Annotated in this window: 16 protein-coding genes; 3 read left to right on the plus strand and 13 right to left on the minus strand. The window is 49.9% G+C overall.

Annotated features, from left to right (window positions below; translation table 11 throughout):
* Positions 1 to 42: 42 nt before the first annotated feature.
* The gene (gene hrpB, locus RUH64_RS02770; protein WP_313811118.1) at positions 43 to 2,598 is read right to left on the minus strand and encodes an ATP-dependent helicase HrpB; all 2,556 of its coding nucleotides are present in this window, start codon (positions 2,596 to 2,598) and stop codon (positions 43 to 45) included.
* Positions 2,595 to 3,380, minus strand: coding sequence for an alpha/beta hydrolase (locus RUH64_RS02775; protein ID WP_313811119.1), 786 nt, complete (start codon positions 3,378 to 3,380; stop codon positions 2,595 to 2,597). Before RUH64_RS02775 ends, hrpB begins: the two co-directional genes overlap by 4 nt.
* Before the next feature lie 155 nt (positions 3,381 to 3,535).
* On the opposite strand from RUH64_RS02775, the gene RUH64_RS02780 reads away from it, so the two are divergent.
* The 3 genes from RUH64_RS02780 (at position 3,536) to RUH64_RS02790 (ending at position 6,630) form a co-directional block, all read left to right on the plus strand.
* Positions 3,536 to 3,673 carry a hypothetical protein gene (locus RUH64_RS02780; RefSeq protein ID WP_313811120.1) on the plus strand — a complete coding sequence of 46 codons (138 nt, stop codon included), beginning with the start codon at positions 3,536 to 3,538 and terminating at the stop codon, positions 3,671 to 3,673.
* 232 nt (positions 3,674 to 3,905) lie between these two features.
* Complete coding sequence (mgrA, locus tag RUH64_RS02785) at positions 3,906 to 4,967, plus strand: L-glyceraldehyde 3-phosphate reductase (RefSeq protein ID WP_313811122.1); 1,062 nt, start codon at positions 3,906 to 3,908, stop codon at positions 4,965 to 4,967.
* A 280-nt stretch (positions 4,968 to 5,247) separates the two neighbouring features.
* Positions 5,248 to 6,630 carry an NAD-dependent succinate-semialdehyde dehydrogenase gene (locus RUH64_RS02790; protein ID WP_313811124.1) on the plus strand — a complete coding sequence of 461 codons (1,383 nt, stop codon included), beginning with the start codon at positions 5,248 to 5,250 and terminating at the stop codon, positions 6,628 to 6,630.
* A gap of 111 nt (positions 6,631 to 6,741) precedes the next feature.
* Here RUH64_RS02790 and RUH64_RS02795 read toward each other — a convergent pair whose 3' ends face one another.
* From RUH64_RS02795 to RUH64_RS02845, 11 genes are all read right to left on the minus strand, one after another.
* Positions 6,742 to 7,773: a MauE/DoxX family redox-associated membrane protein gene (locus tag RUH64_RS02795; RefSeq protein ID WP_396275970.1), complete on the minus strand. Its 1,032-nt coding sequence runs from the start codon at positions 7,771 to 7,773 to the stop codon at positions 6,742 to 6,744.
* 27 nt (positions 7,774 to 7,800) lie between these two features.
* Positions 7,801 to 8,460 (minus strand): hypothetical protein, encoded by a 660-nt coding sequence (locus RUH64_RS02800; RefSeq protein WP_313811128.1) that lies wholly within the window; start codon positions 8,458 to 8,460, stop codon positions 7,801 to 7,803.
* Between the two features lie 232 nt (positions 8,461 to 8,692).
* Positions 8,693 to 9,583 carry an AraC family transcriptional regulator gene (locus tag RUH64_RS02805; protein ID WP_313811414.1) on the minus strand — a complete coding sequence of 297 codons (891 nt, stop codon included), beginning with the start codon at positions 9,581 to 9,583 and terminating at the stop codon, positions 8,693 to 8,695.
* A 156-nt stretch (positions 9,584 to 9,739) separates the two neighbouring features.
* On the minus strand, positions 9,740 to 10,243 hold the full coding sequence (locus RUH64_RS02810; protein ID WP_313811129.1) for a VanZ family protein: 504 nt from the start codon (positions 10,241 to 10,243) through the stop codon (positions 9,740 to 9,742).
* Positions 10,244 to 10,687: 444 nt separating this feature from the next.
* Positions 10,688 to 11,893 (minus strand): O-antigen ligase family protein, encoded by a 1,206-nt coding sequence (locus tag RUH64_RS02815; RefSeq protein WP_313811131.1) that lies wholly within the window; start codon positions 11,891 to 11,893, stop codon positions 10,688 to 10,690.
* A gap of 25 nt (positions 11,894 to 11,918) precedes the next feature.
* Positions 11,919 to 12,965: a glycosyltransferase gene (locus tag RUH64_RS02820; protein ID WP_313811133.1), complete on the minus strand. Its 1,047-nt coding sequence runs from the start codon at positions 12,963 to 12,965 to the stop codon at positions 11,919 to 11,921.
* Between the two features lie 81 nt (positions 12,966 to 13,046).
* Entirely contained in the window at positions 13,047 to 14,126 is a 1,080-nt protein-coding gene (locus RUH64_RS02825) for a glycosyltransferase (protein WP_313811134.1), read from the minus strand.
* Positions 14,127 to 14,190: 64 nt separating this feature from the next.
* On the minus strand, positions 14,191 to 15,660 hold the full coding sequence (locus RUH64_RS02830) for an oligosaccharide flippase family protein (RefSeq protein ID WP_313811135.1): 1,470 nt from the start codon (positions 15,658 to 15,660) through the stop codon (positions 14,191 to 14,193).
* Between the two features lie 45 nt (positions 15,661 to 15,705).
* Positions 15,706 to 16,698 carry an ATP-grasp fold amidoligase family protein gene (locus RUH64_RS02835; RefSeq protein ID WP_313811137.1) on the minus strand — a complete coding sequence of 331 codons (993 nt, stop codon included), beginning with the start codon at positions 16,696 to 16,698 and terminating at the stop codon, positions 15,706 to 15,708.
* 203 nt (positions 16,699 to 16,901) lie between these two features.
* On the minus strand, positions 16,902 to 17,783 hold the full coding sequence (locus RUH64_RS02840; RefSeq protein WP_313811138.1) for an ATP-grasp fold amidoligase family protein: 882 nt from the start codon (positions 17,781 to 17,783) through the stop codon (positions 16,902 to 16,904).
* A 43-nt stretch (positions 17,784 to 17,826) separates the two neighbouring features.
* Entirely contained in the window at positions 17,827 to 18,711 is an 885-nt protein-coding gene (locus tag RUH64_RS02845) for an ATP-grasp fold amidoligase family protein (RefSeq protein ID WP_313811139.1), read from the minus strand.
* Between the last annotated feature and the right edge of the window lie 3 nt (positions 18,712 to 18,714).

Genomic DNA, 18,714 nt, shown 5'->3' on the forward strand with positions numbered 1-18,714 from the left:
CAATGCAGAAAAGATTTCACCGAGGAAATCTCGGACGTTGTTTCAGCCTTCGCGCTTGAGCCTGTTCTTGGTGAAGGCGGTGGCCTCATGCTCCCACGGGTTCTCAGGCCATGGGTGCTTCGGATAGCGTCCACGCATTTCTGCACGCACCTGGGCGTAGGGGCCGTTGAAAAAACTCACTAGGTCTTCCGTGACTGCCAGCGGACGCCCCGCCGGGGAAAGCAGATGGAACTGTACCGGCAGCTGGTCTTTGATCAGCCGCGGAGAAAATTGCAACCCAAAGCATTCTTGGAGCTTGACCGCCACCACGGCTGGGCCGGTTTCCCCCACCGCCGGATACTCGATGCTGATCCATGAGCCAGAAGGCACCTGCAGTCGGAGTGGAACCAACCGGTCGAAGTCATGTGCATGTTCCCACGGCATCAGCGAACGCAGCGCGGAGTGCAAATCAACCTTCTCCGCAGGCTTTCCTGAAGCCATCGAGCGCAGGGCCGGGGCGAGCCAGTCATCTGCCCGAGCCAACAACGCGTCCTCGTCCATAGGCTGGAAAGGTTCCCCGAGGATTCGATAGGCCACCGCCAACCGTCGGCGCAGCGCGTCAAATTCCTCTTGCGGTCCGAATAGCGCCAACCCGTGTTCCTGCACGGCCGACCTTGCTGCCTGGACGCCGAGTTCTTCGGTAACCTTGATTGGTCTTGAGGACAATTCGATCTGGCCAAAAGCCTCAATTCTGCGGGCGCTGATTTTCCCGTCGGTGAATTGAGCCGCCTCCCGCACCTGGTACATATGCGGCAGGAGGTCGCGAGCCAGCTCTATTTCGAGTGCTGCGGCACGGCGGATCATTGCGGTATTTCCCGTGCGGGAAACTTCTGCCACCGCCAAAAACTCGCTATGCCCCAGATGGCTGCCTCGGGGCAGCAGCGCGCGGGTTCCCGAAGCCAGAAGGTATTCGTTGTCCCCAACTTTCCGAGCCACCCATTGCGGGTAGGCCAAGGCGCAGACGCCCGCCATTGCCGAGTGCCGGTCGTCAGCGGCCGGGGTGCGCTCTAGGCCCACGGCCAGTTGAACCAGCCTGCGTGTTTCCTGTTTCCATGCGCGGTAACCTGGGTGTGAAGATCTGCCGATCGCGGCCAGAAGTTCTGCAAGATCCGCGCTGGCGACGCGCTCGGAACTTGCCAGCAAGGCTACCGCTTCGGCTGTGGGCTGCACCCCGAAATGCATGGCGCCATCGAGCAGCGCGCGTGCTGTTCTCGGGTCGGTGGGGATCCGAACCATCTTCTCGCCGTGGGCGGTGATCCGTCCGGCACCGTCCACCGCGTCCAGCGAGCGCAACACCTGCTCATCAAGTTTCATGGCAGCTGGCGCGGGGGCTTCCCACATGCTCAGCCCCTCGCCGCGCGGCGTACCCCAGGCTGCAAGCTGCAGGCCGGCGGACACCAGATCGCCGGTGCGAATTTCAGGAGTTGAATGTGCCGGGGCTGCGGCAAACGATTTGGCATCTAAGGTACGCACCACCTGGCCGGGGCCCAGACGTCCGGCACGACCCGCGCGCTGGGTGGCGGCGGCGCGGCTGGCGACCACCGTCACCAGCCCGCTGAACCCGCGGCCGGTATCTCTGCGCGGTTCACGGGCGTAGCCGGAATCAACCACCAGGTGCACGCGGGGAACGGTCAGTGAGGATTCAGCGATGGAGGTGGAAACGATGATCCGCGCAGCGGTTCCCGCCGCCGGCTCGCTCAGGATCTCGTCTTGTTCCTGAGAAGAAATCTGCGAATGCAGGGCAAGGGCCTTTAGGCCGGAATGCTCTAGATGGGAACAGACTTTTTGCACTTCGCGCACGCCAGGAAGGAACACCAAGGTATCAACCGGTTCGGCGGACGTCTGGTTGACGAAGGCTGAGTGCCGTGACGCGGCCTGGGCGACGTGCTTGAGGTAGCCATCCGATAATCCGCGTTCGCTATTGCGCTGGCCAGAGAAACTGTCAAAGCATTCAGCCACTTCATATTGCTGGGTATTGGCGCTGATCACCGGTGCCGGCTGGTCCCGTATGAGAAGTTCGGAGAGTTCTCGGGCGTGCAGGGTGGCGCTCATCAAGATCAAGCTCAGATCGTCACGCAGCTGCGATACCTGATTGACCATTGCCACCAACAGGTCGGTGTCGATGGATCGCTCATGGACCTCGTCGATGATGACCGCACTGACACCGTCGAGGTCGGGGTCATTGAGCAGTCGGCGGAGCATCAGACCTGCGGTGACGAATTCGACGCGGGTGGCTGCACCGGCCTTGCGTTCCCCGCGCACCGAGAAGCCAACCCGCTCCCCCAGTGCGCTGCCGTCAAGGTGGGCCAGGCGGCGAGCTGCGGCACGGGCCGCAACCCGCCGAGGCTGGGTTACGATGACTCGCCCATTCAGCGATTGCTCCGCCAAAACATTGGCTACCGTGGGCGGAACAATAGTGGTCTTTCCGGAACCGGGCGGAGCATGGATCACCAGCGGCTGGGCAACGTCCGCGTGCAGTGCCCGGGCAATCTCGTCCCGGCTCGGACCGAAGGCAAGCCCCTTGGCAATGGCGTCGAGGTCGAATGCGGCAGTACTCATGGCCTGCGTCCGGTCCAGAACGATTCGATGGCCTGCACCACCGGCTCTATCGGGTACAGGGTACTTCCATGGGTGCGTCCGGGCAGCGCGACCATGCGGGCATTGGGCATGGCGTGCACCATGACCTTGTTCTGATCAAAGCGCGGCTGGTCGCGGGTGCCGATGAGCAGCAGGGTGGGAATTCGGATCTTCGCCAATTCACCCACGTCAATATTCTGCAGGGTTTCCGCCGCCTCATAGTAGGCGGCAAGCGCCAGCGGGTCGTTGGACATAAAAGCAAGGCGGGTTGCAGGATCAAGTCGACCCCGGGTCTCCTGACCTGTGACGAATCCTTCGATGTCTCCCGCCCGCAAGACGTCCAAGTAGCCCGGGAAGAAAAGCTTTCCAATCTCGCCATCGGAAATTTCGTAGGTGCCGCCCAGCATGATCAACGAGGCCATTCGCTCCGGTGATTTCATGGCCAGGTGCAGCCCGGTACGTGCACCAAAGGAATAGCCAATGATATGCACCTTCTCGATCCCCAGATGATCAAGCAGTGCATGGATGTCGCTGGCGACTTTTTCCATGGTGTAGTCGGAGACTTCATAGGATTTGAAGGAACGTCCATGGCCACGCAGGTCCATGCGGATGGTGCGGTGCCCGTCCCCCAGCGCCTTGGTGTACCCCAATCCACGCCAGATGGAACGCGACAGCGCCGAGCCGTGGAGAAACAGAATGGGCTCTCCCTCGGCTTTGTCGTCATCAAAGAAGATCTCTGCGTTATCTACTGGATTGTTGATCATAGGCATATCTTCGATTAAATCCCTTCGCCTGCCCCGAAGGAAATTCTTGTTTCGTGCCTACCCCTCGACAATGGAGCGAAGTAGGGGAAGACTGAAGTTACCGGGCCACGCATTCCAGCTGCCACACTCTGGGAGACTAGGAAAGGAGAAGAATGATGAGCGAGCAACCACTGGGCGAAGAACCAACAAAAGAGGAATTAGAGAAGAAGGCTCACGACGAGCATGATGAAGAGCTTGTTGAGGAGTGGGAAGACGAATCATTCCCAGCCTCTGACCCACCATCGAACTACTAGGGAGCAAGCCCTAAGTGAGGGCACACCGTGCTCTCAGTGAACACCAAGAGTCGACTCGTATCGTTGGTAGTACCTTCTCAAGGTGCGAGTGATCTAAAAGAACCGATCTGCGCAGGCGTTACCTCCTTGGCCTGACAGATCGGTTCTTTGTTTAATCACATTTCTCACTCGACCTCGGCCCAAGGCTTCTAGCATAGGGTGGAAGTAGACCAAGCTGGCAGAAAGGTATTTTGTGGAATACGAAATCGTCAATCCGGTAGCCGACTCGCACCGTCCCTACGTCGCAGCGGCTGACCGTTATGAGCACTACGGCTACCGCCGTGTGGGAGATTCAGGACTCTTGCTCTCCCCGCTATCCCTGGGACTGTGGTGGAACTTCGGCGACAACCGAACCTTTGATTCCCAGCGTGAAGTACTCCGCCACGCTTTTGACAACGGCATCATCCACTTCGACCTTGCCAACAACTACGGTCCTCCCGCGGGTGCAGCCGAAGAAAACTTCGGACGCATGCTGCGCAAGGACTTCAAGCCCTACCGCGACGAACTAGTCATTTCTTCCAAGGCCGGCTGGGACATGTGGCCAGGTCCCCACGGAACCTTCGGATCACGCAAGTACCTGATGGCCTCCTGCGATTCGAGCCTTGAAAAGCTGGGGTTGGACTACGTGGATATTTTCTACTCGCACCGCTTTGATCCAAAGACTCCCCTAGAAGAAACCATTGGCGCACTTGACTCGTTGGTCCGCTCAGGCAAGGCACTGTACGTAGGGATCTCCTCCTATTCTGCTGAGCGCACCGCACATGCCAAGGCGATCGCCAAGGAGCTTGGAACACCGTTGGTCATTCACCAGCCTTCCTACAACATGCTCAACCCGTGGGTTGAACATGGCCTGTTGCAGACCCTTCAAGAAGAGAACATGGGAGCCATTGCCTTTACGCCCCTGGCTCAGGGCCTGCTCACCGACAAATACCTCACCACCACTGAGGTAGAGCGTCAGGGTGGCCGCCGCTCGCTGGAAGCCCATCTTACGGAGGAGAATCTCAAGAAGGTACGCAGCCTCAATGACGTTGCCCAGCGCCGCGGCCAGTCCCTGGCCCAGATGGCAATTGCCTGGCTGCTGCGTGAGGGGGCAGCCACCTCGGTGCTCATCGGAGCTTCATCCACGAAGCAGTTGGATGAAAACCTTGGCGCATTGAAGAATGTGGAGTTTACTCAGGCCGAGCTGGACGAGATTTCTGCCATCACGCAAGGTGACGCAGGTATTGATTGGTGGAAATCTTCGGCCATCGGCTAAGCGATTTCTGCACCCGTCTCGAAGTTAGAACTAGCTTCGCAAATGTCGCACCGCTTTGGATCAAAGTCCTAGGCAGTGCGACATTTGCTGTTTCATGTCCCCCGTGCCGACAAGCCTTGGTTTAGCAGACCGTTTTCTTGCTAGCAGATTGCCCGGACTATGGATAAGCTCAGAGTGGACGAGGTATGAAGTGAATTACATTCATTTATTGGCTATAGTTCATTAACAACTAGCCAAGTTCGCGTAAAACCGACAACTATGCACTATGACAGGAGCATCGATGAGCGCCCCAACGTACAAGGTTTTGAATCCAGCCACCGGCGAGGTAGTCGAGGAATTCCCAGCAGCCACCGATGAGCAGATTGAGCAGTCGCTAACCGCTGCACAATCGGCCTACGAGGCATGGCAGGACGTTGACATCAACGAGCGGGCCAAGGTTGTCAACAAGGTTGCGCAGCTCTTCGCAGAACGCGCCGAAGAGCTCGGCAAGATCATGACCACCGAAATGGGCAAGCCACTGGCAGAAGCCATCGGTGAAGCAGAGTTCTGCAAGGACATCTTCGAGTACTTCGCTACCGAAGGTCCAACCCTGGCTGCAGATCAGGAAATCAAGTCCTTCTCCGGTGGCAAGGCCATCGTCCAGAAGCTTCCAGTAGGCCCGCTGCTGGGCATCATGCCGTGGAACTTCCCGCTGTACCAGGTTGCCCGCTTTGCAGCTCCTAACCTGATGCTGGGCAACACCATCGTGCTTAAGCACGCTGAGTCCTGTCCACGCTCGGCACTGGCCATCCAGCAGATCATGGATGACGCTGGTGTCCCGGCTGGCGCATACAACAACGTCTTCGCCACCCACGACCAGATCGCCACCATCATTGCGGACTCCCGCATCCAGGGCGTCTCGCTGACCGGTTCGGAGCGCGCTGGCGCCATCATCGGCGAGCAGGCAGGCCGCAACCTGAAGAAGGCTGTGCTGGAGCTCGGCGGCTCGGACCCATACGTGGTTCTCGACTCCTCAGATGTCTCGGCTACCGCCGATGCAGCATGGGGCTTCCGCATCGACAACACCGGCCAGGCTTGCAACTCCAACAAGCGCATGATCGTTATGGATGACATTTATGACGAGTTCGTTGCAGAACTGACCAAGCGTGCAGATGGCCTGAAGGCCGGGGACCCAATGAAGGGCGAAGAGGGAACCTTCGCTCCAATGTCTTCCCGCAAGGCGGCCGAGGACCTGAACGCTCAGGTTCAGGATGCAGTTTCCAAGGGTGCAACCCTGCACGCAGGCGGCGTCCTGCACGACGGCCCTTCGGCCTACTACTCCCCTGCAGTACTCACCGGCGTCACCAAGGAAATGCGCGCCTACTACGAGGAGCTGTTCGGCCCGGTAGCAGTGGTCTACAAGGTCGCCAGCGATGAGGAAGCAGCAGAGCTGGCCAACGACACCATCTATGGCTTGGGCGGCTCGGTGCACTCCACGGACGAGAACCGTGCAGCCAAGGTAGCTCAGAAGCTGCAGGTTGGCATGTCCAACGTGAACATCGCTTCTGCCGAGAGCGCCGAAATGCCATTCGGCGGCGTCAAGCGTTCAGGCTACGGCCGCGAGCTCGGCCCACTAGGTATGGATGAATTCGTCAACAAGCGCCTGTTCTTCGTTGCCGACTAATCCAGTCTGCTAAAGAGGCCGTGTTGGAAGCTTTTGAAAGCTTCCAACACGGCCTCTTTTCACTTGCCGCACCAATGAAGATCTGAGTGACAACGCGAGCAACGCCATAGTTCAATTTGTGGACGACAGCGCCGCACCGAGCGCTGCGACAAGGCCCTCAACGTCGTGTTTCCCCATAACTACAGGAGAGGCCAAGATCGGCTGATTTGCATCCCCTAAGGCAACAGCGGCCGGTAGAGCACTGACCCCCAGCGCCTCACGGGCCGACTTTGCACCGTAATACATATACGGAACCGCAGCAGCAAGCCGAGCATCAACGATATCCGGCCGTGACGACGTAACGACAGCAATCTTGATGGGTGCAAGCTTCGCACTCCACAATGGAACTTGTTCGGCGATTTGCGAGCATTTTCCACATTCACCACTAAGAAAAATCAAGAGTGCAGGCTTACCACGACCGACATTCTCCAAGAGCGTGGTTTGTAGATTAGCGCCGACAACTTCAGCTTTCGGAATCGGGTCGCCCATTTCTGGTAGGTCCGAGCCTGCTTCCGAAAGTTGCGAAGAATGCCCAAAGGGCTCATTGTGCGCTTGCCTCTTGCGCTCTCGTCTGAGGGTCGCTGAAAGTAGAATAGTTGCCACGGCTGACCACCCGAACAACAATGTCATGAGTTGTTCCCAGTCAAGCATGAAAATTGCGGCGGCAAGACTACTATTACCGAGACTAAAAACGGCGGTGCTGATGGCAGCAGCTATGAGGAAGCAATTTCTTGCAATAGACCAAACCGATACGTTGGACTGCCCCCATAGACCTCCAAAGCAGCCACAATCAACCTGTTCCCCACGTTTGAGAACGCCCAAGAGCAACACCGAGAAGATCACAAGCATGAGCGCGGACAGAATCGCTGCACCGCTCCGAAGTATTCCGGAGCCAAATAACAGCAACAGACCCAATGAGGTCTCGCAGATCGGTACGGCCAACGCAACGAACTTGTTCCGAAGCATCGCAGGAACACGAAGCGCATACATTGCGTCGATGGTATTAGACACGGTAAATAATTTGACGCATCCGGAAACTATGAATGAAAAAACCAAAAGTCCCGTCAACCAAGCTGTTACTAGGTCAACGGGACTTATCTGCATAGACAAAGTCTATCTATTCAGCGGTTATTAGCCACATACCTGCACTGCGAGTGAACCACTGACTCCTAGAATTCCAAGGGAACCAAGGTTGACTGCAGCACCTACAAGCGAGCTGACTGATCCAGAGTTGTCAGCGGTATTCGCATCCGCATCCACCTGGCTAAGAGTGATCGTCGATGCAAGACCTGCATCAATGATCGAACCGAAGAGATTGATAGTCACTGGTGAACCGACAGCAATAGGCTGCAAGAGGGTGAAATCAAAAGTCGAGCTATTCACCGACACAACGCCGAGAACATTCGCGTTAATCAAGCCCTGAAGCAGGCTAAGATCAATTAGCGCAGGGGGTGTCACCATTCGGTACACAGTACCTGCTGGAATCGGTTCGTTAGGAACAGTTGCCTCAATGGTGAATCCACGAGCAGCTCCAGGATCAAGCCCCAAGAGCGTCTTCAATGCGGTCTGAACGGTACCAACCAGCACGTTGCCGACGATGCTTCGAAGAAGGCTCAGGTCATAGTCGTTCGAGCAGAAACCAGTAACGCGGCCATTCCAAGCTGGATTTACCGTCGAAGCGGCAGCCATTGGTGCGGCAACTGCGGTGGCAACTACAGGAACAGACCATGCCGCGCCCTTCACCATGGTGCGGCGTGATAGGCCCTTACTCATGTCAATCTTTTCAGACACACTTTCCCCTTTGATCTCAAATACGGTGCGGTGTTCGGAATGAGCCCCAAAGCGGGTTTCCCGATGTCAATGCCGAACAAATTTCAATATAGTCCAGCCAGAAAGCAATTTAAGTACTTCTTTCATTATTCCGCGCGACTTGATTCTTCCCTGCGCAAAAAGTTAGTTTTCAATGCGTAAAAGCGATAAAAGATAGTCTGGCCGCGATTTGAATTTGCTTCAGAAAGTTCGCTTAATCTCGTTGTCGACGTGCCTGCTTAGGACTTAATCCGTAGATTTCGACAAGTGCACGACGCATACTCATCGTCGTCCCAAAACCTGAACGCTCCGCAACTTGATCCGTAGTCAGTACGTCATAGCGTGCGTCCCTCAACAATGAATACGCTTCATACGCACGCCTGGATCGAATTTCCGCAGCTATCGTTGTTCCTGCCTCACTAAAAATGCTCTGCAATTGCCTCAATGACGACTGCACTTCGAAAGCGACAGTAGCTGGCGATAAGGTCGGATCAGCGCATTGCTGCGCAATAATTGCCTTCGCCCGATCCAGCATTACCGAATGCGGCGCACCTTGCGCCCAACCTCCACCAACGCGGTCAAGAATGCTTGCACCACCCATCTCAAGCAACAATTGTTCAAAGGCATAGAGCTCCACCGCTGAAACTTCGTCCTTTTCTTCGAGCAAAGTGCAAGCAAAGTTGTACATAGCGCGTTCCAGAACGCTGGCACGATCGAAAGCTGTAACGACTTTTGGAGGATTTGGAGTCATCGACACCGTAGCCTCACGAGGTAGTCGAATAATGAGAACATCCCAGTCACCTTCGAACCGGAATTTTTTGGTTAGCCCATTGGGTACCACTATCAATTGCGCATTGACTGTAACCCAATCATCAACGCCGAAATATGAACAACCGCCGGAGACAAAAAAGATAAAATCGAGATGCGGGCTCCCAGAGCTCACGGCATGCAGGACAAATTCCGTGGCCTCTCCGCGCAACGAAATTACGGTCGATTGTCCAATTACTCGTGCGTGTCCATAATTTTCTACGGGCTGACGCAAGGGCCTTCCATAAACCCCAAAATAGTCATTCAGGCTATATTCTTGCAACCCAGCTGCAAACATCACTCGACCCCTAAAGTTCTCAACCGAATTATATTCACAAAATGATCGCTAATCGAATAATTGTGAATAAAAGACTTGGATTAAAGCAAGGTCAAACCAATGAAGGTCCAAACTGACCGGTCTGTTCATTCCAAGCTTTTGCTCAATGCATCAGGACTAATCCGTCAATCTTTCAGAAAGCCACGCTCCAGCATTTTCCTGTTCTTCGACCTCATCGATCCGTCGAACAAGTTTGTAGTGATCATACCTAGTAATAAGCAAATTGACCAAGGGATAGAATAGGAAAGTGCCCAGCACAGCACCTAAAGTATTTGCGAGGATATCAAATACGGAAGAGTACCTTTGTGGCAAAGCCAACTCTTGAACCGTCTCGATAGAAATCGAAACGTACGTTGCGATAGATACAGCCACAAAACGATTGTTGTTCCACATTGCGAGGATGGATCCCATTGGGACAAAGAAGAGTATATTAGCGGTGAATTCAATCTCACGATATCCGAAAATTTTCGGCAATCCATGGCGATGAAGCCATTCAATGAATCCGTCCAAGCTGCCACGTATCGGGCGATCGACGGGAACTGGCCAAAAAGCGACTAGAAGTACAGCGATCAGATAAGTCAAAAAGACGGCTATGGAAAGCCTGAGATGGGAAGTCTTCATGGTGGAAGGAAGCATAAATCCAATGTGTTTGTGCAGAATCTAGTATCGCAGCCACTTAGGACGAAATGGTACTCATGCTCCGTCCAAAAAGTACCAGTGCTGACTTCGACAGAGGCCACCGACTGATCTGCTTTGGCTGGCATTGTTAAGAATTTCTATCTTGTTTGGGTGTCAAGACAGGAAGAAATACTCATAGAATGGTTGAACCTGCCTGAGGATAGTGACGATAATTCTCAGTTACACGCCGCAATCTACTAAAGATGAACTTTCGATCTTCGACTCGAACATAGTCCTGCGGTATGTACTGCCAAGAAATGGGAACATCTTATCGTCGAATTCATACAAGTGCCATTTACTCGCCAATTATTGCAATTCGATAAGTGCATGGGAGCTACGCAAGTTCGCATGCAAAGTGTTTGCAACTGGTTCGGCGTAGGTGAACACCTATTTCAGTTTAAGCGCAGAATTCCGCCCAATCCCGTTGGGCTCATGCTTCCAAATGGTCGAAGAATTGAGCACAAGATAAAGAAGGAGGCAAGCATAAGAACTAAAGAATAATCCAGTGATCGCTCGGAACATTATAAGAATCAAACCAATAAACAATATTTGAACTGCGCGTGAGGAATAGAAACGATCTGCCCTGATTGTCGCCATTAGAATCATTACAACAAATGGAATGAACGCTACAAACCCTCCTTGAAATATGATATCTAGTTCGCCATTATGTGCGTGAACAAAGTTGGCATTATATTGTGTCAACCCGTTATTCTCAGCTAGTTGAACCCCCGTGCCCCATATCGGGGACTCCTCAATTCGATCCATTACAAGACCCCAGATCCTAGTTCGTCCTGTAAGGTCCGTCGAACGATTCAAGACGTTTTCAATAAAATCTGACCATCGATCCTGTATATGAAAAAAGACAATACCTATATCAATGACGATATATACAACCAGAAGAACAATAGGTTTAATAAACCCTATACCGCGCCCAAAAACGACCATTAAAGAAGCAATAATAACGAGTGCCGTGGCAACAACAGAACTTGCAGACCATGTCAACATAACAGATGCGAATGATGCGACTAAGATAAGCAATGTAGAAAAGGTCATACGACCTTTGTTTAGTAAGTCATACGCAACAGATACGACAATCGTCGCAATAATTGGGGCACCAAAATTGTTTCTGTGCCCTAATAGCCAATAACCTTCGGTTGCCGTTCTCCAGAGGCCCTCTGGTGCCATGAGAACGGTCGAAAAATTTATGAAAAGAATTAGACCTAGTGAGATCTTAAGTGCAAGCAACAGTTGTAGCGGACGCTCTCTTATATTGGCTTCAACTAGCAAACATACCGCTAAAAAACCACCCCAAACCGTAAAGAAACGACCTAAGCTACCGTCATTAATTACTGTTGATATCAAAAGAACAACTACTAACACAAACATTGGAAGAATGTTTGTGGAAATCTTCTTTCTACCTATCAGACTGTTGACGAGTAAAAATAGAATAATTACCGTGCTGGCAACTTTCCATGTATTCATAAATCGATCAAGTGACAAGGAAATATTATAAAGATCGACAGACAAGAAAAGCGGAATTGCCAAAAATACTAAGAACGCTACTCCTTTCTTGGAGTGCTGCGTTTTATTCATTTTCTGGTTTAAAGAGATCTCCATCCTACTTCAACACCTCGTCTTCCCATAAAACTGACATTTTCGCAGGAGTAAACCGACGAACCGACTGGATTGCACCTATTGAGAGATTTGATGCTAATTCTGAGTCGTGGGCGATTCGATTCATCGCCGCAACAATCTCGTCCTGCTTTCCAACTGGAACTAGAATTCCACTCTTTCCATTTTCAATCATCAAGGATGCGCCGCCAACAGGGCAATCGGTACAGATCGTTGGGATACCTGCTGCCATTGCCTCGGTCATTGCATTCGAGATACCTTCAAAGTCGGAGGTCAGAACAAACATTCCAGCATTTCTGATTTGCTCAGGGATATCACTCACATAGCCACGAAAATGAACAAAGTCCTCAATACCAAGCTTCGATGTTAGCGACTTTAAGGATTGCTCAAGAGGGCCTTGCCCGTAAATTTCCAACGTCCATTCATTGTTTACTCGATGAAACTCAGCGAATGAATTCAACAGCAGCGGAAAGTTTTTCTGTGTATCCAGCCGCCCGATTGAAACGATTCGCCGCTCTCGTTTCCCTGTAGGATTGCTCAATTCAAGATCTTCTATAATATTTGGTACTACGAAGCTCTTGTCTGTTAGTTCAGCAGGACAGTACTTTCTAGCACCATTTGTTTGATAGATAATTTTATGCGCACCTCTATAGAAGAGACGCTCAAGAAGCCGAGTGTAGGACCGTCTGGATTTGGCGCCCGGATATGCCCTTTCTGAGACAACGACTTTAGTATCTAGCCCAAGCGTTGCCATTAATGTCATGACATTTAGGTCCCACATGTAGCAAACTACATAATCAAATTTTTCCTGATCACTAAGTAACCTGAGTTGCCTCATCCGATGCCATAGCATCAGAACCTTACTCGCTCGTCCGTACTCAAATTGGATAATTCTTATTCTTGAATCAGCCTTATACGTCCGCGGCTTGTTTCGAACGAGCGCCATAGTAACGTCGTGGCCGCGTTCAACCAACGATTGCGCAACTAGCAATAACGCCTTCTCCGAACCGCCATCGCTCAGGCTAGAATTCACGAACAAGAGTTTCATATTCACCAATCTTCAAACAACAAACAATATTGACGGCTGGTACATTCTAGCGATTTTCAGGATGCTCTAGTTAACCAAGACATCATCAACAGCACGGATCCACGAATCAGCAATCTGTTCAACGTCATGCACTTCTCGTATACGCCTAGAGGCGACTTCTAGATCGTTTTGATCAATTTCTCCGTCAAGTGCCTTTCGACAAGCCGTTATCAATGCATCTCCATCACCTGCGGGGACGATGAAGCCGTTAACACCATCTTTGATAATTTCATGTGCTGTCCCCGGCGAGAAGTCAGTGGTAACTGACGGTATTCCGGTGGCCGCAGCTTCTAGCAGTGCGTTGGGAAAACCTTCATGGTTCGAAGTAAATAGGAAAATTGCAGCATTCTCGTTAGAACACAGGACATTCGGAACGACACCTTCAAGAGTCACCCTCCCGATAAGACCCATCTCAGCAATCTGAGACTCCAGTTCTTTTTGAAGTGGTCCCGCTCCATAAATTCTCATTCTCAGATCAGAACGCTCGACTTGCAACTTCGAAAAAACTTCAATCCCGAGTTTATGATTCTTTTCTCGGCTTAGTCGACCAACGGAAACGATAACTGGATCCCGTTCCGTCCCGGTCACTGCTCCTGTACTTTCCTCGTTAAGTGGGTTTGAAACTATTAGTACCTGAGTTCCGTTCAAATGATGCTCATAGTACGAAGCTACTTTCTTGCCCTGGCAAACAACGCTGTCGGCAAATCTATAGAAGAAATTGCAAGCACGTTGCATCTTATTGTCACGAGTATGCGGATCTGAGCGCTCAGACACTATTAACGGTACTCGGGTCTTAAAAACGCGCTTGGAGAGCAACGAAAGCAAGTTTGATTTTGTTGAGAATGAGATGACGACATCTGGACGTTCTAAAGCTACGATGCGGCGATAGAATCGTAGAGCCCGTGGAAAATTGCGGGCTCCAGCCTCAAGGCGCGCTGAATGAACAATGATCCCGTCCGCTAGCGGATACTCGCTCTCTTCACCTTTGAGCATCGTGATAACTATCTGATATCCGCGCGAATGCAGCCTGTCAGCCAACGTCGCAATCACACGTTCGGCACCGCCTACAGTCATGCCTGTTGTGAAGAACAAAATCTTACGTTTCATTCGATCCCTTAAATTAGAGTTTCCATTCGATAATCTTTATTAAACAGTAATTCGACGAAACGACTTAACTTACCCTATTGTTTCTTTTATAGATTTTACCAGCGAAGGCAAAGATAACTTTTCGCGAACGAGGGAATGATAAGCTTACTCCTATATAAATCAGGGCGCAGACAATTATTCCAATTGCAGACCATAAAACTTTGCCACCAGCAAAATTTGATAAATAGAAGGCCGCAATCCCCATTATTAAGGCAGAAAGTAACGGTGCATAGAGATTCTTCATCACCTGTAAAAATCCGAATCCAGCAGTTAAGTACATAAGCAACTGACTTATACCCATTCCAATGAATCTTACTGCTGAATTCACAATCACTAAGGCAGAAAAGCTCTCTGATGCTGCAATATAAATTGCGGGAATCATCACGCACATATACAGGCACTGGGACAGAAACGAAACGCGCGGTTTTCCTAGTGAACGGAATACTTCACTACAATAATGTGAGAATACAATTCCTAAACTTGTAACAAACGCCCAACATCCGAACATGAGTGCGGCATCAGCCCACTTAGGGCCGAATAATAACGAAGTGAAGAAATCACGATAGAAGAATGCTCCAACCCCGATTGGGAATAGCATAATTGCAACTGAATATTGAAAAGAGAAAAAGAAGCGTCGGTATTCCGTCATGTTATTCTGTAAACGGGAAAGAGCGGCGAATAAAACTGGAGTTGTCGCATTTGTAATTAGTGCGAAGACGGAGTTGACCACTAGGATCGGTTGCCGGTAAAGCCCAAGCTCATAAGGAGTGAGTAGCGTTCCAACGACAAATGTACCCGACCAAATAGTGGCCCAGATTGAGATCGCTTCAAGTAGAGACCACCCGCTGAATGAAAACATTCTCCTTAACAAGGAGACAGAATAGCTCCAACGCGGTTTCCATTCGGAAATGACGGTCATAGCAACAGCGTTATAAAGGCTCGCCGCAAGGGTACCTGCAAGCAAAGACCAATAGCCAAATCCTGCAAGTGCCAAAGGGACTGAAACCACAAGAGGGATAGTAGCTACAACTACACGAATCGGAAGTAATCTTTTGTATTCAAACGCGCGTCGAAACAATGCCTGTTGCGTGCTCACGAATACGGATATTGGTAAGGACAGTGCTGCAATGGCAATAGGTAGACCCAGCTCTGGTGATCCCACTAAACTTGCCAGGTTGTCCCTGAGAACTACTATAAGGGCCAACAACAGAATTGCGATGAACATACTTGACCAGAAGGCTACATTCGCGGCTTCATAGAGTTTTCTCTTGTCAGAAAACTCATACTGAATTAAGTATTTTTGAAATCCCGCGTCAGCCAACATTTCAGCAAAACTAGTAATCATCACTACGATTGCTAGAACACCAAAAATTTCCGGCGCTAGAATTCTCGCCAGCACAAGTTGCGTAACCGGAATAATAATCTTTGCCGCGGCCTCAGAGGCAAAGGACCATTTGACAGCTTTAGTCGCAGTACGACTGATATCTTCATTCACTGAGCTGCTGTACTTAACGAGTAGCAGTAGTAACTCGCAGCCTTCTTACTTAGTCTTGTCATGACCAACCTCAGATAGATCGATAAGGTCACCAAGTTCAAGATTGGCAGACGCTGGTTCAAGCCAAACCATTCCCGATGCTGGAGACAGAGTCATCTCTGAGAATAAGACGCACCCTAAATGCTCGTACAAATCAACACGGACGAATGGAATGCCAGCTGACAGTTGTCGAGCGATTCGAATCATCTCATCGTAATGCGCTGGCTTTGGGGGTCTCGTACTGAAGCTAGGAAAACCTGGGCCTTCAAAATCAGTTTCAGTCCAATTGAGATTGAGAAAATCTCTGGCTCCTGGCTGTGGTCCTACTGGGCCTTGCGAAACCGAGAGGAATTTTGGTTCACCATGAAAGCAATAAAATTTATAGTCGATCAGTCCTTGCGGATGAGCAAAATCAGCAATCTGTTGCTTACTCTTATTCTGTAAATCCTCGATACCGTCTATTCGAGAATTGCCAGTTGGAATCCAGGAAGGGAAGTAGGTTTCGGCAATGATGCGAGGCTTGACATTTTTATAGGGCCATTCGCGCCCCAAATAAAAATAGTTTTTAGCCATAGATCGCTTGATCTTTGCCTTTGCAGCTTCGATGTCAAAAGAGTCTCGGTCTTCACACACGATTAGCCCACCTGAATCATGTGTACATTTAAGTACAAATTGATCGGGCAATAAATCAAAATCTATTTCTTCAAATGTATCCCAAACACCTAGAGTTGGAATGATATGATCTTCACCAATCGATCTAGAGACCCATGCTTTCACAGCATGCTTATCAACTAATGTCGTATATATTGATTTTCGATCATTAATTTTTAACCATTGAATCTTCTCATTAAATGACTTTGGGGGCTCTAGATTGAGCCTCTTTTCCATGCGAATAAAGTAAATAAGCTTTAGGTAGCGTTCGTCATCCCATTTTTTAAGATGCTTTTCCAGCTTTAGCAAATATAGTATTTTACTCTTAATGCGCTTTTTGTAACTCATTCAAAATTCTTTCCCGCGTCGAATAACTATTCATTAGTCCAAATCAAGTCACGGGATAACTGAACTTATTCCGTGTCCAGGCGGCTACGGTATCTTTGGAAATATCCACTATGGATCGAGATTAGGCCCATGCGAATACCATTTAGATCTTATGCCTCTTGATCAATTGTACATTCCACCATCGCAAGTAACTTTAATACCAACTAGTATTCGACTCTAGCCACCGGGAGCGAAATCAAATCTCCCCAACGTTGGTCCCACTCTTTTGGTTTGAACGGTGAAAATCCGCTGAAATGGAAGAACGTTAATTCTCCAAAGTAGACCCGACCATTGACCTCGTAAAGATCGACTCGGACATGCGGATGTCCAGCGGACAGTATTCGCGAAATGTCTAGCATTTCTTGATATCGCTGCGGCTTACTAGGTCTTGAACTCGAATTTGGATACGCCTGTTGCATCTCCAAGGGATGATAGTCAGCGTCGAAGTAATCAAACTTAGTATTACCTGATACACGGTCTGATGCAACGAACATTGCCTTGACTTCGCCGTCAAAGCAAAAGAATTTGTAGTCCAGAAGCTGACCATGAACTTCATCTTTCAAATATGGTTCAGCAATAATCTTGGGCTCTAGATCACGATAATGTGGCTCTCTACCGATCGGGTAAAAATTCTGTTTAAGAGCTCGTCGTAATTTTTCTCGGGCAGCATCTAAATCTAGATCCTTCTTGTCCTCAACAATCACGACGCCTTCGGAATCATGCGTACACTTTAGAACAAACGAATCTGGAAGACTGCTGAAATCAATCTGTTCGGCATTATCATATAATGCTAATGTCGGGACAATATATTCTTTTCCGATTTTCTGTTCGACTATCTGTTTTACCTCAGATTTATCAACCAGCTTCTGATCTGAAATAATCCGATAATTCAACTTGAGCCATTGAAGTTTTTCATTGAATGTTGAAGGATTTCTTAAATTACAGAATTTGCCAAACTTTGCGAAGTAATAGAGCTGAATATAAGCCCGATCTGGCAAGTGTCGGAGTACTTGCTTTAGGGGTTTTAAATAGATGCTACTACTCATAGATTTCAGAGTCTTCCGAAGGTAGGTCCTATAATTTAATTTCTTAATAACTCTTTATGGCCGCAGGGAGAGTTAACCAATCGCCCCACAAACGATCCCATTTTTCAGGTTTGAAAGGTTCCATTCCACTGAAATGAAAAAATGTTAGTTCTCCGAAGAATACTTTTCCATTTACTTCATATAGATCAACCCGTACATGAGGATGACCTTCGGAAAGTATTCTCGATAGTTCGATCATCTTATTAAACTGGGTTGGCTTTGAGGGGAGCACAGCAGAATTCGGATATGGTTGCTTCAGCTCAAGCGGTTCAAACTGTGGATCAAAGTAATCAAATTTAACATTGCCTGATGCCCTATCAGACGCAACGAACATCGCTTTCACTTGCCCGTCAAAGCAGAAGAATTTGTAATCTAGAAGCTGCCCGCTTCGATCATCTGCAAAATATGGTTCAGCAATAATCCGAGGCTTGATTTGCAAGTAATGTGGTTCACGTCCGCTGTAAAAATAGTTTCGATGCATAGATTTCGCCAGTCTTGCCCTAACTTTTTCTATGTCTGCATCATTCTTGTCCTGAACCAATACAACACCACCAGAATCGTGGGTACATTTCAATACGAACGAACTGGGAAGAGAGTCAAAATCAATTTCATCAACCGAATTGTAAATCCCTAAAGTGGGAATCACGTACTCGTTTCCAATTTTTCTAGCGACAATCGATTTAACTTCATATTTGTCAACCAGTAATGGTTCATCGCGAACTCTATAGTTAACTTTCAACCACTGAAGCTTCTCGTTGTAAGTTCGGGGGTGGCGCATACTATAGAAAGTTTTGAACTTTGAGAAGTATCGAAGTTGCAGGTAAACCGTGTCGGGAAGTTTTCGCACGACGTTCTTAACGAATTGAGGATAACTGCGGCTCTTGCTCATCAG

The organism is Glutamicibacter sp., assembly GCF_032154645.1.
GTDB lineage: Bacteria > Actinomycetota > Actinomycetes > Actinomycetales > Micrococcaceae > Glutamicibacter.

Excerpts from the sequence above, each read along its gene's own strand:
- hrpB (WP_313811118.1), bottom strand. The coding sequence starts at position 2,598 with ATGAGTACTGCCGCATTCGACCTCGACGCCATTGCCAAGGGGCTTGCC.
- RUH64_RS02775 (WP_313811119.1), bottom strand. The coding sequence starts at position 3,380 with ATGATCAACAATCCAGTAGATAACGCAGAGATCTTCTTTGATGACGAC.
- RUH64_RS02780 (WP_313811120.1), top strand. The coding sequence starts at position 3,536 with ATGAGCGAGCAACCACTGGGCGAAGAACCAACAAAAGAGGAATTAGAG.
- RUH64_RS02790 (WP_313811124.1), top strand. The coding sequence starts at position 5,248 with ATGAGCGCCCCAACGTACAAGGTTTTGAATCCAGCCACCGGCGAGGTA.
- RUH64_RS02795 (WP_396275970.1), bottom strand. The coding sequence starts at position 7,773 with ATGCAGATAAGTCCCGTTGACCTAGTAACAGCTTGGTTGACGGGACTT.
- RUH64_RS02805 (WP_313811414.1), bottom strand. The coding sequence starts at position 9,583 with ATGTTTGCAGCTGGGTTGCAAGAATATAGCCTGAATGACTATTTTGGG.
- RUH64_RS02810 (WP_313811129.1), bottom strand. The coding sequence starts at position 10,243 with ATGAAGACTTCCCATCTCAGGCTTTCCATAGCCGTCTTTTTGACTTAT.
- RUH64_RS02815 (WP_313811131.1), bottom strand. The coding sequence starts at position 11,893 with ATGAATAAAACGCAGCACTCCAAGAAAGGAGTAGCGTTCTTAGTATTT.
- RUH64_RS02825 (WP_313811134.1), bottom strand. The coding sequence starts at position 14,126 with ATGAAACGTAAGATTTTGTTCTTCACAACAGGCATGACTGTAGGCGGT.
- RUH64_RS02835 (WP_313811137.1), bottom strand. The coding sequence starts at position 16,698 with ATGAGTTACAAAAAGCGCATTAAGAGTAAAATACTATATTTGCTAAAG.
- RUH64_RS02840 (WP_313811138.1), bottom strand. The coding sequence starts at position 17,783 with ATGAGTAGTAGCATCTATTTAAAACCCCTAAAGCAAGTACTCCGACAC.
- RUH64_RS02845 (WP_313811139.1), bottom strand. The coding sequence starts at position 18,711 with ATGAGCAAGAGCCGCAGTTATCCTCAATTCGTTAAGAACGTCGTGCGA.